Here is a 15288-nt window from a genome sequence, read left to right on the forward strand (position 1 = left end):
CGACAAGGGCTCCGGATGGATTGGATCGTGATCTGCAAGGCGCTGATTCTGGGCGTCGTCGAAGGACTGACTGAATTTCTGCCGGTGTCGAGTACCGGCCATCTGATCGTCGCGGGCAGCCTGCTCGATTTCACCGACGAACACGCGAAGACCTTCGACGTCGTCATCCAGCTCGGCGCAATTCTCGCGGTGTGCTGGGAGTTTCGGCGGCGTATCGGCAGCGTGATCGTCGGATTGCCGACCCGGCCCGAGGCGCGACGTTTCGCGCTGAACGTGATCGTCGCGACGATTCCCGCAGTCGTGCTCGGCCTGCTGTTTGAAAAAGCGATCAAGGCCGCGCTGTTCTCGCCTGTGCCGGTCGCGTTTGCGCTGGTCATCGGCGGCGTGTTGATCCTGTGGGTCGAGGCACGCGGACGTGAGCGCGGCGCCACTGCGGCGCGCGTGCAGTCGATCGACGACCTGCGTCCTTCCGATGCACTCAAGGTCGGCCTCGCGCAGTGTTTCGCGTTGATCCCGGGGATGTCGCGTTCGGGCTCGACGATCATCGGTGGGATGCTGTTCGGCCTCGACCGGCGCGTCGCCACCGAGTTCTCGTTCTTCCTCGCGATCCCGATAATCTTCGGCGCGACGCTGTACGAGATGGCGAAGAGCTGGCACCTGCTGTCCGCCGACATGCTCGGCACGTTCGCGATCGGTTTCGTCGCGGCATTCGTCAGCGCGTTCGCCTGCGTGCGCTGGCTGTTGCGCTATATCGCCGCACACGATTTCACGGCGTTCGCGTGGTACCGGATTGCCTTCGGTCTGTTGATCCTGCTGGTGGGATATAGCGGTGGGTTGAGCTGGACGCTGTGAGCGTGTTCGACGCGCAGAGATAAAAAAGTCCGCACATGTGCGGACTTTTTTTACGTTCAGACTGCGTCGCGTCGTCTGAAGACGAGATCCCACACGCCGTGTCCGAGCCGCAAACCGCGGCGTTCGAACTTCGTCACCGGACGATAGTCGGGACGCGGTGCGTAATCCTGCGCGGTGTTGACGAGCGCGGGGTCGGCTGCGAGCACTTCGAGCATCTGCTCGGCGTAGTTCTGCCAGTCGGTTGCGCAGTGGATGTACGCGCCAGGCTTCAGTCGAGATACCAGCAGCGCGACGAACTTCGGCTGGATCAGACGACGCTTGTGATGCCGCGCCTTGTGCCAGGGGTCCGGAAAAAAGATGTGCACGCCGTCGAGGCTGTCGGGCGCGATCATCTGTTCGAGCACTTCGACTGCGTCGTGCTGAACGATGCGGATGTTCGACAGATTCTGCTCGCCGATTAGCTTCAGCAACGCACCGATGCCAGGCTCGTGAACTTCGACGCCGAGGAAATCGTCGTCCGCGCGATGCGTGGCGATCTCGGCGGTCGTCGCGCCCATACCGAAACCGATCTCGAGGATGCGCGGCGCGTGTCGTCCGAAGACGGTGTCCCAGTCGGGCTGCGTCGCCGAATACGGCATGACGAAGCGCGGCCCGAGTTCGTCGAGCGCGCGACGCTGGCCCGTCGACACACGCCCCGCACGCGTGACGAAACTGCGGATGCGACGCAGGTGCAGGGGTTGCGAATCGTCGTTGTCGTCGGTGGTCGGGTCGGCGTCGGGATGGCCGGCTTCGTTCGGATCGTGAATCATCATCGGGAACAACGGTTGGTGAGGCGACGGAGGTGTCGCACGGCGGGCATCGTTTCTGCTGCGCGCTGGGTGCGCAGAGTTTTACTGCTGCGCGGTCTGGGCGACTGGTTATGGGCGCCCGGTCGGGTGCGGATTATAGCAGTGGGGTGCGGAGCGACAGGGAGCATCGGATGGAACGCTACCGGAATCTGAGCGGCGATTCAGGCGTGATTGCGTATCGGTTGTCGCGCGATTCGATTGCGGTCGAGTTTCGCGGCGGCGCGATCTACCGGTATGACTACACGATGCCGGGACGTCGAGAGGTCGAAGAGATGACGCGGCTGGCGATCGCGGGTAGAGGGCTGAGTACGTATATCAGTCGGGTGGTCGGGGAGCGGTATGCGGAGAAGTTGCGGTGATGAGGGATTTGATCTGGAGAGTTCGGAGTTGGCGATCACGCTTGAGTTGCCACGAACTAAATGGATGTAACCAGACGACGGTCGCACTCGATCAAACAACGAAGGAATTCAGCGAGGGGAATTGCTGGCGCTGCAGAACACAGCGCAGACTCGAAAAATACTGGAGCGGGCGATGGGAATCGAACCCACGGCTCTAGCTTGGGAAGCTAGGGTATTACCATTATACGACGCCCGCAGAGCGCGCCATTTTACGCGGGTTCTGCCCGTTTGCGCAAACCCGCGTAGTGAAACCAGCCTCTCCAGCCGATCAAATCCCGAATAGCGTCAACGAAACCGCTGCGCGCGTGACGACCATGATCAGCACCTGCACGATCACGAACAGCAGGATCGGCGACAGGTCGATGCCACCCAGTTGCGGCACGACGCGTCGCAACGGATTCAGCAGCGGCGCGGTCAGCTGATAAAGAATCGGCATGGCCGGCGAGCGCGGGTTGAGCCACGACAGCAGCGCCATCAGGATCGTCATCCAGATGATCAGATTGAGCGCCCACTTCACGACCGTGAGCAACGCGACGATCAGCAGCGCCGGCATCAGGCCGAGCGGATCGATGCCCGCAATCACGATCGTCAGCATCACGTAGACGAGTGCGGTAATCAGCGTGGCGACGATGCTCGCCCAGTCGATGCCGCGCGTCCCCGGAATCACGCGACGCAGCGGCAGCACCAGCCAGTTGGTGAATTGCAGCACCGCGTTCGACACGGGGTTGTACGGCGGCAGACGAACGAACTGCAGCCACGCGCGCAGCAGCAGTGCGGCACCGAACAGGGTGAAAACGGTATTGAGCAGAAAGCGGGCGATATCGCCGAACATCTTGGATCCTCTTTGCTTCGTGTGTGGTCAGCGTCGGCGGGCGGCCATGCGTCGCGTGAGTTGCGTCGGATGCGTGTGCCGCGCTGCGCCGGACGTCACATTATCACGGCTTACTTGACGCTTGCACCAGCCGATACCTGATTCACCGAGCGTGCGAGCGAATTCTCGACGGCGTCGGCGATCGCGTCGATGCCGGCCGGTGGAGACGGTCGCCGACGCGCGAGTTCGACGCCGCGTCGCGACATCAACGCGTACAGCGCCGCATGATCGCCGCCGAGCGTTTCCATCAGCGCCAGCTGCTTTTGAATCACGCCGGTGTCGCCGCGCGAGATCGGGCCCGCAAGCGCACCGGGCAGACCTTTCTCGCGGGCGGTTTCGATCGTGCCGGCGAGCATCGGCAGCACAGCACGCAGCGCGTCGTCCTCGGCAAAACCGAGCTTGCTCCACAGGGTCACGCATTCGGCGAGGCCACACAGCGCGAAGCTCGCCGCATAGTGCGCGGCCGCGTGATAAAGCATCCGGCCGCCGCCTGGAATCGATAGCGGATGGCAGCCGAGCGCGGAGGTCATCGCCGCGAGCGCGTCGTGCAGCGCGCCGTCGGCCTCGATCGTCACCGAGCAGCCGACGATCCGTTCGATGTCGGCGGGCGCGCCGCTGAACAGATACAGCGGATGAAACCCGCCGATTGCAACGCCCTGCACGCGCGCGGGTTCGAGCAGTTCGACCGGCGACGCGCCGCTGCAATGCACGAGTCCCCATGCCGAACGGCCGGTAGCCCCGGTCTTCGCGGGCGGTCCGAAGCGCAGAGTGTTCGCTGTCGTACCGATGCTGTCGTCGGGGACGGTTAAAAAGACGATATCGGCGGTGTCGACGGCGGTCTGCGGATCGTCCGACGACACGCAGCCGGCGAATTCCTCAGCGAGCGCGTGCGCGGTGGCAGCAGTCCGGCTGGCGATCGCGACGACCGGATAACCGGCGCGCGCAAAACCGCGCGCGAGGCAACGCGCGAGTCGGCCTGCGCCGATAAAACCGACACGCGGCAACGAGGGCTGGGACATGGTTCTGCTCCAGGCGAAACGGAAGGGACCGGGTAAATACGAGTAAGCACGGGCAAACCGCGAGTATCGCCGATCCATTATCCAGGCGCGGTTTCGTCAGTCTGTTTTCCCGCGATATGGCGCTGGCGGACGAACATTGCGCTGCGCGACGCACCCGGGTTCGAAAACTGCTCACAATTTCCCGGTGTGTTTTTTTCTTGCAACTGTGGTGGCCGTCGTTGTCGATTTTTTCCGTTCCAGGCAGATTCGGGAGGTCGTCATGAGCATCTTTTCGTATCGCAAGCATCTGCGGTTTCTCACGCCTTCGCAGCGCCGTCGGTGGTGGGATCAGAAAAAGCGTCTCACGCCGCGGGTGCGGATCAGCGGGGCGTACGTGCCGCCGGCCGTCAGTCGTGAGTTCACGTACGTGAAAGTTGGCTGAAGCCGACATCACCTGTTTTTCCCGAAGCCCGGCTGCTTGCCGGGCTTTTTCTCGTCCGCGGCACGCGCGATGCGCTCACTCATTTGTAATTAAAGATTACCGGCGTACACAGGCGGGCGGTTTCTGTGTCGGTAAAATCGTCTATCGCCAGACGTTTGTCCGTGCAAACCCTTGATTTTTAGCGGGTACCTCACCACTTCTTGTTTGCACCGGCTGATCGTCGTTATTGAAGCTGTCGCATCGATTGCAATTTGCAACAAATGCATAAAGCGGCGCGCGGCCTTTTTGGATAGAGTGAATTCCAGAGAGCACGCCCGTTATGCGACACGACCAAGGGGTCGCGCCGCCAGGAGAAGAGAAGTGAAAAAGATCGTTCCGTTCATCGTTGCCGCCGCGCTTGGCGTGGGGCTCACCACCGCCGCCGAAGCGCACGTGTCGATCGGCGTCGGGATCGGTATCCCGGTTGCGCCGGCCTATCCGGTCTACGCGCCGCCTCCGCCCGTGTACTACGCGCCGCCGCCTCCGGTCGTGTATGCGCCGCCGCCGCCGGTCTATTACGGCGGTCCTGCGGTTGTGGTCGGCGGGTATGGCGGCTATTACGGTCATCCGTACTACCACCATGGCTACTATCGCGGCGGCTACTATGGCCACGGCGGTTATTACGGTCACGGCTGGCGCCGTTAAGCGGGTGTCGCGCGGATAAATCCCGCGCGGCGAGCGCCGCTTCGCTGTACGCCCGACGGCGTAACGCAGGCTTCATTGCCGCGTTACGCCGTTTTGCTTTGGGGCGATGGCCTCAGCGCGCGGCGTGCACGATCAGATCGCGGTATCCGTGGACGATCACGCTATACGAGAAGTACGCGAACAGCAGCGCCGACAGCACGTGACACGCACGCAGCAGTCCTGTCCCGGCGCGCTTGCGTCCGTGGCTCGCGAGCCCGCACAGGAAGAGCGTCCAGCACAGGCCGCCGAGAAAGAAGCCACCGAGGAATATCGACGCTGTCGTCGGCGTGGTCGCGCCTGCTTTCGCGATCAGCGCGCCGCCTACAGCCGCGAACCACAGGATCGCGCTCGGCGACGAGATCGCGAGCAACGCGCCGCGCACGAAGCTGCGCCACGCGCTCAATTGCGGAGCCTGTGTATCGGTATCGGCCTCGCCTTCGACCGGCGGCGCCGATGCGGGGTAAAGCGCCTCGCGCGCCATCTTCCACGTGAGGAACAGCAGGATCGCCGCGCCGCCGATCCATACGATCCAGCGCACGGCATCGAATTGCAGCAGCGCGGCCATCCCGGCAAGCGCGAGCGCTGCATACAGCAGATCCCCGAAGCACGAGCCGAGGCCGAGCCAGAATCCCGGCCTGAAGCCGTGCGTCAGCGTCAGCGAAATGACCGCTACGTTGACGAGGCCGATATCGAGACACAACGACAGAGACAGAAAAAAACCATCCGACAACATCGACCACGCGTGCATTCTTGCCACAGCCTCGTTCTTATTAATGTTCCCTTGCGGGCAGTGTGATGACCTGGTTTGCCCGTTGTCGATACGCGGGTCCGTTGAAGCGGGATACCGCGTGTGGCTCCAGCGATCGCTTACCTATAGCCCTACAGCCCGAGTTCATCCCACAGCGCATCGATGCGCTGTTTGACCGCTTTATCCATCGCGATCGGACGACCCCATTCGCGATCCGTTTCGCCCGGCCATTTGTTCGTCGCGTCGAGACCCATCTTCGACCCGAGGCCCGCGACCGGCGAAGCGAAGTCCAGATAATCGATCGGCGTGCGATCGACGAGTACCGTATCCCGCGACGGGTCGATGCGCGTCGTGATCGCCCAGATCACTTCCTTCCAGTCGCGGATATTCACGTCCTCGTCGACCACCACGATGAACTTCGTATACATGAACTGACGCAGGAAGCTCCACACGCCGAACATCACGCGTTTCGCGTGGCCGGGGTAGCTCTTCTTCATCTGCACGATCGCCATCCGGTAGCTGCATCCTTCGGGCGGCAGATAGAAATCGGTGATCTCGGAAAACTGCTTCTGCAGCAGCGGCACGAACACTTCGTTTAGCGCGACGCCGAGCACGGCGGGTTCGTCGGGCGGCTTACCGGTGTAGGTGGAGTGGTAAATCGCGTCGCGCCGCATCGTGATGCGCTCGACGGTGAACACCGGAAACCACTCCTGCTCGTTGTAGTAGCCGGTGTGATCGCCGTAGGGACCCTCGAGCGCGTGTTCGTAAGTGGCGCTCGCGCCTTTCGTCGGGCGCGGCGGCGCACCCGCAGGCGCTGGCTCCGGCGTGCCGTCCTGCGGATAGATGAAGCCTTCGAGCACGATCTCCGCGCGCGCCGGCACCTGCAGCGTATCGACGCCCGGCGTCAGACATTTCGCGAGTTCGGTCCTCGCGCCACGCAGCAGGCCAGCGAACTGGTACTCCGATAGCGTATCGGGCACCGGTGTGACGGCACCGAGGATCGTCGCCGGATCGGCGCCGAGCACGACCGCAACCGGATAAGGCTGGCCCGGATGCTTCAACGCGAATTCGCGGAAGTCGAGCGCGCCGCCTCGATGGGCGAGCCAACGCATGATCAGCTTGTTGCGGCCGATCAGTTGCTGCCGGTAGATACCGAGATTCTGCCGGGTCTTGTTCGGTCCGCGCGTGACGGTGAGCCCCCACGTGATCAACGGGGCGACGTCGCCGGGCCAGCAGGTCTGGATCGGCAGTTTTGCGAGATCCACGTCATCGCCTTCCCACACGATCTCCTGGCATGGCGGCCCGCTCACAGTCTTCGGCGCCATGTCCCAGACGGCCTTCGCGAGCGACAGCAGCTTGCCGGCGTCTTTCAGGCCCTTGGGCGGCTCCGGTTCCTTCAGCGCCGACAGCAACCGTCCGACGTCGCGCAGCGACTGCAGCGCGGCCGCATCGCCGGTGTTGGGACCGGAACCTGCGTCAGTGTCGATGCCCATGCCGAGCGCGATCCGCCGTGGCGTGCCGAACAGGTTGCCGAGCACCGGGAACGCATGGCTGCGTTTCGCCTCGAACAGCAGAGCCGGGCCACCGGCGCGCAGCACTCGGTCGCACAGCTCGGTCATTTCCAGTACGGGAGAGACGTCTTGCGGGATGCGGCGCAGTTCGCCGAGTGTTTCGAGACGGCCGGCGAAGTCGCGCAGATCTTTGTATTTCATCGGGTCGTGGTCGCGTAGGACGGCAGAAGAAGGGCGGCGGCACGCAATCGCATAAGCGCGTGCCGCGAAGGATCGGCAATTTTACCTGGGTTGCCGGATACGTTGGCGACCGTACGCCCAGGGGCAAAAATGCCACCGGCTCGAAACATACGCAGCGCGCGGTTTTCATCGAACTGAACGCTGTTCATTATTACATTTGGTTATAGTTTTTGCTTTCTATAGTGTTGACGATCTATAAAACCCTGCTAGAATCCGTCCACATTGGTTGCAGGGCCCGTAGTTTTTGTCACCAGCGCCCCCGGTCCTTTAGACGCAACGCGTCGCCGTTAGCCGACCCCTGCACGGCTTCAGACGGTCTATTTGCTGTCCTCGCCAGCGCCATCCGACGCTGGTTTTTCGCGTGGGAACCCCCGGTTGCATGCTTTTCCGCATGCGGGCGGATCTTTTACCGGTTCCCCAACGGTTTATGCCGTTTTTTCCCGACGCCGCTGCCGTCCTAACCAGAGCGCGCGGTGTCTTGGTCTGCGAACACATGCTTGTTGCCGGCTTGCCCGGCGTTTCGCGGACCATGCAACATGGGAGATCATCTGAATGAACGCCTGGTTATCGTGGCGTCCCGATGAGCGCCTTGCGCAAGCTGTACGCGCAGTGCTGCGTCGCGGGACGCGTGTAAGTCACCATCTTTTCAGCGTCGTCGGCGGATTCGCCGTCCTGTTCGCGGTCGCGTTGTGGCTGATGCCCTCGTGGCGCGGCACCCTGGCTGCCCGGCTGATGCCGGTGCTGTCGGCAGCCGTCGAGGCCGGTCCGGCCCGTCTGCTGCGAGGCAATCCGTTGCCGTCGTTCGGGCCGTCCACCGGTTTGTCCGACGATTCGTTGTCCAGCGCCGCTACGGGCAACGACAGCAGCGGCAGCACCTCGAACGTCAGCTATGACGGCGCTTTCGACGGTAGCAGTTCGGGTAACGGCGGCACGGTCGCGCTCAATGGCCTCGATCCGCGCACGTTGCCGAGCGTCGGTTCGCTCGCCCGGCTGATTCCCGCGCAGCGCGTCTCCGCGGATGCCCGCGACGACCGCGTGCTCGTCTCCAGCCGCGAACAGGATCTGGTCGCGTCGTACCTCGCACGCCGCTATCGCGTCGCGCAGGAACCGGTCAGCGAGCTCGTGAAAGCGGCGTTCGACACCGGCCGCGAAGTCGGTCTCGATCCGCTGCTGCTGCTCTCCGTGATGGCGATCGAATCGGGCTTCAACCCGTACGCCGAAAGCGGCGTCGGTGCGCAGGGCCTGATGCAGGTGATGTCGAAGGTGCACTCGGACAAGTTCCAGTACTTCGGCGGCCAGAGCACCGCGCTCGAACCGTTGACCAACATCAAGGTCGGCGCACTCGTGCTGAAGGATTGCATCGCACGCGGCGGTTCGCTGCCGGGCGGTCTGCGTCTGTATGTCGGTTCGTCGACGCAGGACGATGGCGGTTACGGTGCGAAGGTGATGGCGGAGCGCGGTCGTTTGCGTGACGTCGCGCATGGCCGCAAGGTGCCGATCAATGCGCCGCAGGCTCCGGCCACGACGACGGCAGCAACGACGCAGCCTGCTGCAGCGAACGCGGCGAGCGGCACGGCGAAGCGCGTGCAGGTGACGCTCGATTCCGCGCATGCGCTGAGCGCGAAGACGGTTGCAACAGCACCGTCGAAGACGCCGGAGCAGGACGATGCGAGCGCGACGAATACGTCGGCGAAACATGTAGCATCGCCGGAGCTTGGCGCCTGACGCTTCGAACCGGCCAGGTAGCAACACAACGAACGCAGCAAAAAGAAAAAGCACCCGAGGGTGCTTTTTTTACGTCCATACGCACCGTGTGCGCGGGCGATCGTCAGAACCTCAACCGAACAGACGATGCAGTCGCTCGACGGCTTCCTCGAGTTTCGAATACGCGGTCGCGTACGACAGCCGGATGTACCGCTGCGGCTCATGCATCTCGAAGTCGACGCCCGGTACGAGCACGACGCCCGCGTCGTGCAGCATCGCGCTGGTCAGTTCCGCGCTCTTACCGGCAGCCGGATGCGCAACCGTGCTGCAATCCGCGTACACGTAGAACGCGCCGTCGGGCATCACCGGCACGCTGAACCCGAGCCGCTCGAGTGCCGGCACGATGAAGTCGCGGCGGCGCTTGAATTCGAGCCGGCGCGCTTCGTAGATCGCGAGCGTGTCGGGTTCGAAGCACGCGAGCGCCGCATGCTGCGCGAGCGCCGACGCGCAGATAAACAGGTTCTGCGCGAGCTTCTCGAACGCATCGACCAGCGTGGGCGGCACGACGAGCCAGCCGAGTCGCCAGCCGGTCATGTTGAAGTATTTCGAGAAGCTGTTGACGGTGATTACATCGTCGCCGAAAGACAGCGCCGACACGGGCGGCGCGTCGTAGCTCAACCCTTGATAGATCTCGTCGACGATCGTGAAGCCGCCGCGTTGCCGAACCGCGCCGACGATGCGCCGCAGTTCGTCCGGTTCGATCGACGTGCCGGTGGGATTCGACGGCGACGCGAGCAGCACGCCGCGCGTGCGGTCGGTCCACAGCCGTTCGACATCGGCGGCAGTCAACTGGAAGCGCTCGGCCGGCCCGCTCGGCACGAGGACCGGCTTGCCTTCCGCAGCCATCACGAAGTGGCGGTTGCACGGATAGCACGGGTCGGGCATCAGCACTTCGTCGTCGCGATCGACGAGCGCCGTGCACGCGAGCAGCAGCGCCGCTGACGCACCCGCCGTGACGACGATCCGCGCGGGATCGACGTCGATGCCGTACGCGTGCGCGTAGTGCCCGGCGATCGCTTCGCGCAGCGCATGTATCCCAAGAGCGCTCGTGTACTGCGTGACACCGCGCCGCAACGCACCGGCCGCAGCTTCGACGACCGGTTCGGGCGCCGTGAAGTCGGGCTCGCCGATCCCCATATGGATGATGTCGCGCCCCGCACGCTCGAGCCGCGCCGCTTCCTTCGCCAGTTCCATCACGTAGAAAGGCTGGATCGCGTCGACGCGGGCGGCGAGCCGCAGCAGGGGTTCGGTCACGATGGTCATGCGTTGCTTCCGGTGTGTCCGCGGCCGCTTACGACTTGCGGGCGGCTTGCGTCTCGGTGGCGCGCAGGCGGGCCGACAGCTTGTCGAGCACGCCGTTCACGTACTTGTAGCCATCCACGCCGCCGAAGGTTTTCGCGAGCTCGACCGCTTCGTTGATCACGACGCGGTACGGAATGTCGACGTGGTTCTTCAGTTCGTATGCGGCAACGAGCAGCACCGCGCGTTCGACCGGCGACAGCTGATCGATCGGACGGTCGAGACACGGCGTGAGATCGGCGGACAGCGAATCCGCGTCGCGGATCACGCCGTGCAGCAGCGCATCGAGATGCTCGTGGTCGGCCTTGTCGAAGCCCTGCGCGTTACGCAGCTGCGTATCGATCTCGCCGCCGGGCGCACCCGACAGCAGCCACTGATACAACCCCTGCGTGGCCAGTTCGCGGGAGCGTCGGCGAGCACTCTTCATGCGCGTTCCTCTTCATCTTCTTCGTCTTCTTCATCGTCGTCGTCATCGCCGCCGAGCTGTTCGAGCGCGACAGCGAGATTCGCCATCTCGACCGCGACGCGTGCCGCATCGCGGCCCTTCTCGGTCATCCGGGCGACGGCCTGTTCGTCGGTGTCGGTCGTGAGCACCGCGTTCGCCACCGGAATGCCGAAGTCGAGGCCGACGCGCGTAATGCCCGCGCCGCTTTCGTTCGACACCAGTTCGAAGTGATACGTCTCGCCGCGGATCACCGCGCCGAGCGCGATCAGCGCGTCGAACTGGCCGCTTTCGGCGAGCTTCTGCAGCGCGAGCGGCACTTCGAGCGCGCCCGGCACGGTGACGAGCAGCACGTCCTCACCGGTTACGCCGAGGCGTTCGAGTTCTTCGATGCATGCATCGGCGAGGCCGTTGCAGACGGGTTCGTTGAAGCGGGATTGCACGATGCCGACCCGCAGGCCGTCACCGTCGAGATTCGGTTGATATTGTCCGATTTCCATAATGGGTCCGTAGAAGGAGAGGGAGCTTGAGTGTGCCGAAGCGTCGTGTCAGCGTTCAGGCGGACGGTTGCGGCGGGCAACCGGGCATCGGGACGAAGCCGGTGACTTCGAGCCCGTAGCCCGACATGCTGCCGAGCTTGCGTGGATTGGACAGCACCTGCATCTTGCCGACACCGAGTTCGCGCAGGATCTGCGCGCCGATGCCGTAGGTCTTGAAGTCGATCGGGCGGCGTTTCAGCGCGTCCGCCTTGTCCTTCTCGTCGAATGCCTTGAAGACGTCGATCAGCTGATCGCGCGAATCGCCGCAATTGAGCAGCACCACGACGCCGAGGTCGCGTTGCGCGATTTCCTTCATTGCGGCGTCGAGCGTCCACGAGTGCGTCGACGCGTCGACTTCGAGCAGATCCAGCACCGACAGCGGCTCGTGCACGCGCACCGGCGTGTCCTGTTGCGCCGACGGCGTGCCGCGTACCAGCGCGATGTGCGGCGAACCGCTCGGCAGGTCGCGGTACATCACCGCGCGGAACGGGCCGTGCGCGGTTTGCATCGTGCGCTCGGCGACGCGCTCGACGATCGATTCGGTGCGGCTGCGGTAGTGGATCAGATCGGCGATCGTGCCGACCTTCAAACCGTGTTCTTTGGCGAACGCCAGCAGGTCGGGCAGACGCGCCATCGTGCCGTCGTCGTTGATGACCTCGCAGATCACCGAAGCCGGCGTCAGACCCGCAAGCGCCGTGAAGTCGCAGCCGGCTTCGGTATGGCCTGCGCGCATCAGCACGCCGCCTGGCTGCGCCATGATCGGGAACACGTGGCCCGGCTGGACGATGTGCTCGGGACGCGCGTCGTGCGCGACCGCTGCAGCGACCGTGCGGGCGCGGTCGGCGGCCGAGATGCCGGTCGTCACGCCTTCGGCGGCTTCGATGCTGACGGTGAACGCGGTGCCGTACTGGGTGCCGTTGCGGTAGGTCATCAGCGGCAGGTTCAGCTGCTTGCAGCGTTCCTGCGTGAGCGTCAGGCAGATCAGGCCGCGACCGTAGCGGGCCATGAAGTTGATCGCTTCCGGCGTGATGAACTCGGCCGCGACGACGAGGTCGCCTTCGTTTTCGCGGTCTTCTTCGTCGACCAGGATCACCATCCGGCCGGCCTTCAGTTCGGCGATGATTTCGAGGGTGGAGGCGATCGTCATGTTGGGCGTGGGCGAGAAATTCGGGAAAGCGCGTATTTTACGCCACGCGGACGACCGCGTGCCTCCTGGCCGTTCGCCATCTATCGCGGTTGTCGTTTGGGTGGTACGGCGGGCGGTGCCGGTGTGGTCGGCGGTTGAGGGAGGGCGATCGTCGTTGAAGGGCGCAACGCAGCACAACGTCGCCGCCCGGTTTCGCAAAACGACGCGCGTTCGCGGTTCGGGTCGTTCAGTCTCGATCTCAATTCTCTACCTGCGCGATGCGTTCAACGCCGATGCCCGCCGCCGAACCCATGATGAAAGCCGCCCATCGCCGACGCGCCGAAATGGTGGTATCCGAATTGATGAAAGTGGTTGTAGTGATAAAAGCGATGGAAGTGGTGAAAGCGGTCCACGAAAATAAAACCGACACCCGCACCGATGAAAAGCGGCGGCCCGTACCACCACGGATCGGCATACGGATACGCGCCGGCCGGATACCACAACACGTTGCCGTCGTCGGTCTGCACGATCTGCCAGGTGCCGTTGCTCTGCTGGCAGGCGCGGCCGACGATCTGCTGCGTCGTGCCGTCGATTTCCGCCTGTCCCGATACGGCGCGGCAATTGCCCGCGTCGAGCGTCGACGATACGTTGACCTCGGTCTGCGCAAAAGCGGGCGTGAGCGCGCCGAGACCGGCGAGCAGTACTCCACATACTCCAATACGAATCAGATTTTTCATGATGCACTCCTGTGCTGCGTGTATGCCGCGCGTCGTCGCGCTTTCGAAATCGCTTGCCGGAAACCGGTTGACCGAGTGATGTGGGCCTGCTGGTTTTCCGGTTGCCTTATCGATAAAACGCGCGGACGTATCGGGTTATTCCGCAGATGAAGTGACAACAGAAACGTCGTGATGGGCAGTTATGATTACCGGCAATTGCGTGCGAACGTCCGCTCACAATCGCGGATGCAAAAGGAGATCGACGTGAAGAACATAGCGAAACGTTTGGGCTGCGTGGTCGCGGTTTGCGTTGCCGCCGCGCATGCATCCGCGACGCCGCTCGATCACGGCGACCTCGTGACGTTTCCGACTCGCGACGGCGTCACGCAGAGTCTCTTCATCGAGTCGCCGTCACAGTCGCAGTCGCCGAACCCGCCGTGGGTGATCGTGCTGTTTGCCGGCACGCCAGGCGCATTGCATCTGGATGCGACCGGCGCCACGACGCTCAAGGGTAATTTCCTGATCCGCTCCGCGCGTTACTGGGTCGACCAGGGCAACGTGGTCGCGCTGGTCGATACGCCGTCCGATCACGCGCAGGGCGCCGATGGTTTGTTCCGGTTGAGCAAGGATTCGTTCGAGGACACACAGGTGATTGTCGCCACGCTGCGGCAGCGCTTCCCGAACGGGAAGATCGCGCTCGTCAGTACGAGCGCCGGCACGCTGTCGGCCGGCAACGCGCTGCAGCGCGATCCGTCATTGGCCGACGCGTTCGTGCTGACCTCTCCGGTGACCGTCTCGCGCCGGGGCGGCGGCTCGCTTGCGGATCTCGATGTGGACGGCACGACGCATCGCGTGCTGGTCGTGTCGAACGAGCATGACGCGTGCGTGTCGTCGCCTGCGTATGGGGGCAAGCGTCTCGCCGAACACAACCACTACGATTTCGTTTCGGTCGATTCGACGGAAGGTGGTGGCAGTAAAGAGGCGGACTGCGGCGGGCATGCGCCGCACGGTTTTCTCGGGATCGAGAAAGCCGTGCTGGGGGATATCGAGGGATGGTTGACGGGCACGCCCGCTGCGGCGAAGTGAGCGGGTGACTACCGTCGGGCGTTGCTTTACCGCTGCTGCAGAATCTCCGGAGACGACGTCAGCATCCGCTCCACATACCGCGCAATCATATCGATCTCGAGATTGACCTTCGCCCCCGCCACCAGATGCCGCAGCGTCGTCACCTCGACCGTATGCGGGATCAGATTGATCGAGAACTCGCAGCCGTCCGCGCGATCATCGACGGCATTGACCGTGAGGCTCACACCGTTGACGGTAATCGAACCCTTGTACGCGAGATAGCGGCCAAGTTCGCGCGGCGCAAGCACGCGCAGTTCGTGCGATTCGCCGACCGGCGCGAAGCGCGTGACGGTGCCGAGCCCATCGACGTGCCCCGACACGATGTGACCGCCGAGCCGGTCGTGCGCGCGCAGCGCCTTTTCGAGATTCACGTCGCCGGTCTGCGCGAGTCCGACCGTGCGGTTCAGGCTCTCGCGCGATACGTCCACTGCAAATGTGGTCGCGGTCTTTTCGATCACGGTCATGCACGCACCCTGGATCGCGATGCTGTCGCCGAGTGCGACGTCGTCGAGACCTAGCGTGGCCGCGTCGACGGTGAGCCGCACGCCTGCGTCGGCTTCGGTGCCAAGCGGCGTGATCGATGCAATGCGGCCGACTGCCGCGACGATTCCGGTAAACATCGTGCTGTGTCCTCTATCAGTGCTAT

General features: G+C 63.8%; 17 protein-coding genes and 1 tRNA gene. 6 read left to right on the forward strand and 12 right to left on the reverse strand.

The genetic code is table 11. The features are described 5' to 3' along the window. Window positions 1-15 precede the first annotated feature (15 nt). On the forward strand, window positions 16-852 hold the full coding sequence (locus tag E1748_RS13345) for an undecaprenyl-diphosphate phosphatase (protein WP_133647713.1): 837 nt from the start codon (window positions 16-18) through the stop codon (window positions 850-852). 56 nt (window positions 853-908) lie between these two features. On the opposite strand, the gene trmB is transcribed toward E1748_RS13345, so the two are convergent. Then, complete coding sequence (trmB, locus tag E1748_RS13350) at window positions 909-1661, reverse strand: tRNA (guanosine(46)-N7)-methyltransferase TrmB (protein WP_133649346.1); 753 nt, start codon at window positions 1659-1661, stop codon at window positions 909-911. 170 nt (window positions 1662-1831) lie between these two features. Between trmB and E1748_RS13355 the strand changes: the two genes are divergently transcribed. Continuing rightward, the gene (locus tag E1748_RS13355) at window positions 1832-2059 is read left to right on the forward strand and encodes a hypothetical protein (RefSeq protein WP_133647714.1); all 228 of its coding nucleotides are present in this window, start codon (window positions 1832-1834) and stop codon (window positions 2057-2059) included. A 161-nt stretch (window positions 2060-2220) separates the two neighbouring features. Here the strand turns inward: E1748_RS13355 and E1748_RS13360 are convergent. The 3 genes from E1748_RS13360 to E1748_RS13370 all read right to left on the reverse strand — a co-directional run bounded on the left by E1748_RS13360 (window position 2221) and on the right by E1748_RS13370 (window position 3988). After that, a tRNA-Gly gene (locus tag E1748_RS13360) sits at window positions 2221-2294 on the reverse strand. A 72-nt stretch (window positions 2295-2366) separates the two neighbouring features. Then, window positions 2367-2930, reverse strand: coding sequence for a YggT family protein (locus E1748_RS13365; protein ID WP_133647715.1), 564 nt, complete (start codon window positions 2928-2930; stop codon window positions 2367-2369). Between the two features lie 110 nt (window positions 2931-3040). Next, the gene (locus E1748_RS13370; protein WP_133647716.1) at window positions 3041-3988 is read right to left on the reverse strand and encodes a Rossmann-like and DUF2520 domain-containing protein; all 948 of its coding nucleotides are present in this window, start codon (window positions 3986-3988) and stop codon (window positions 3041-3043) included. Between the two features lie 259 nt (window positions 3989-4247). Between E1748_RS13370 and E1748_RS31470 the strand changes: the two genes are divergently transcribed. Beyond that, window positions 4248-4409 (forward strand): hypothetical protein, encoded by a 162-nt coding sequence (locus tag E1748_RS31470; RefSeq protein ID WP_166653560.1) that lies wholly within the window; start codon window positions 4248-4250, stop codon window positions 4407-4409. A gap of 360 nt (window positions 4410-4769) precedes the next feature. Further along, window positions 4770-5093: a hypothetical protein gene (locus E1748_RS13375; RefSeq protein ID WP_133647717.1), complete on the forward strand. Its 324-nt coding sequence runs from the start codon at window positions 4770-4772 to the stop codon at window positions 5091-5093. 112 nt (window positions 5094-5205) lie between these two features. Here the strand turns inward: E1748_RS13375 and E1748_RS13380 are convergent, their stop codons facing one another. Beyond that, complete coding sequence (locus tag E1748_RS13380; RefSeq protein WP_133649347.1) at window positions 5206-5880, reverse strand: LysE family translocator; 675 nt, start codon at window positions 5878-5880, stop codon at window positions 5206-5208. A 131-nt stretch (window positions 5881-6011) separates the two neighbouring features. Then, window positions 6012-7592, reverse strand: coding sequence for a UbiD family decarboxylase (locus tag E1748_RS13385; RefSeq protein WP_133647718.1), 1581 nt, complete (start codon window positions 7590-7592; stop codon window positions 6012-6014). Between the two features lie 591 nt (window positions 7593-8183). Between E1748_RS13385 and E1748_RS13390 the strand changes: the two genes are divergently transcribed. Further along, window positions 8184-9356 carry a transglycosylase SLT domain-containing protein gene (locus E1748_RS13390; protein WP_133647719.1) on the forward strand — a complete coding sequence of 391 codons (1173 nt, stop codon included), beginning with the start codon at window positions 8184-8186 and terminating at the stop codon, window positions 9354-9356. 111 nt (window positions 9357-9467) lie between these two features. Here the strand turns inward: E1748_RS13390 and E1748_RS13395 are convergent, their stop codons facing one another. The 5 genes from E1748_RS13395 to E1748_RS13415 form a co-directional block, all read right to left on the reverse strand. After that, a complete protein-coding gene (locus E1748_RS13395; RefSeq protein WP_133647720.1) occupies window positions 9468-10658 on the reverse strand; it encodes a pyridoxal phosphate-dependent aminotransferase in 1191 nt (396 codons plus the stop codon). A 28-nt stretch (window positions 10659-10686) separates the two neighbouring features. Continuing rightward, window positions 10687-11121 carry a transcription antitermination factor NusB gene (nusB, locus tag E1748_RS13400; protein ID WP_133647721.1) on the reverse strand — a complete coding sequence of 145 codons (435 nt, stop codon included), beginning with the start codon at window positions 11119-11121 and terminating at the stop codon, window positions 10687-10689. Continuing rightward, window positions 11118-11636 carry a 6,7-dimethyl-8-ribityllumazine synthase gene (gene ribH, locus E1748_RS13405; protein ID WP_133647722.1) on the reverse strand — a complete coding sequence of 173 codons (519 nt, stop codon included), beginning with the start codon at window positions 11634-11636 and terminating at the stop codon, window positions 11118-11120. The genes nusB and ribH overlap by 4 nt, the downstream gene beginning before the upstream one ends. A gap of 55 nt (window positions 11637-11691) precedes the next feature. After that, complete coding sequence (gene ribBA, locus E1748_RS13410) at window positions 11692-12822, reverse strand: bifunctional 3,4-dihydroxy-2-butanone-4-phosphate synthase/GTP cyclohydrolase II (RefSeq protein ID WP_133647723.1); 1131 nt, start codon at window positions 12820-12822, stop codon at window positions 11692-11694. A gap of 263 nt (window positions 12823-13085) precedes the next feature. Next, complete coding sequence (locus E1748_RS13415; protein ID WP_133647724.1) at window positions 13086-13538, reverse strand: hypothetical protein; 453 nt, start codon at window positions 13536-13538, stop codon at window positions 13086-13088. Window positions 13539-13781: 243 nt separating this feature from the next. Here E1748_RS13415 and E1748_RS13420 point away from each other — a divergent pair, with 243 nt between their 5' ends. Beyond that, on the forward strand, window positions 13782-14603 hold the full coding sequence (locus E1748_RS13420; RefSeq protein ID WP_133647725.1) for an alpha/beta hydrolase family protein: 822 nt from the start codon (window positions 13782-13784) through the stop codon (window positions 14601-14603). Window positions 14604-14629: 26 nt separating this feature from the next. Here the strand turns inward: E1748_RS13420 and E1748_RS13425 are convergent, their stop codons facing one another. Continuing rightward, on the reverse strand, window positions 14630-15262 hold the full coding sequence (locus tag E1748_RS13425; protein ID WP_133647726.1) for a riboflavin synthase: 633 nt from the start codon (window positions 15260-15262) through the stop codon (window positions 14630-14632). Window positions 15263-15288 lie beyond the last annotated feature (26 nt).

Source organism: Paraburkholderia flava (assembly GCF_004359985.1).
Classification (GTDB): domain Bacteria; phylum Pseudomonadota; class Gammaproteobacteria; order Burkholderiales; family Burkholderiaceae; genus Paraburkholderia; species Paraburkholderia flava.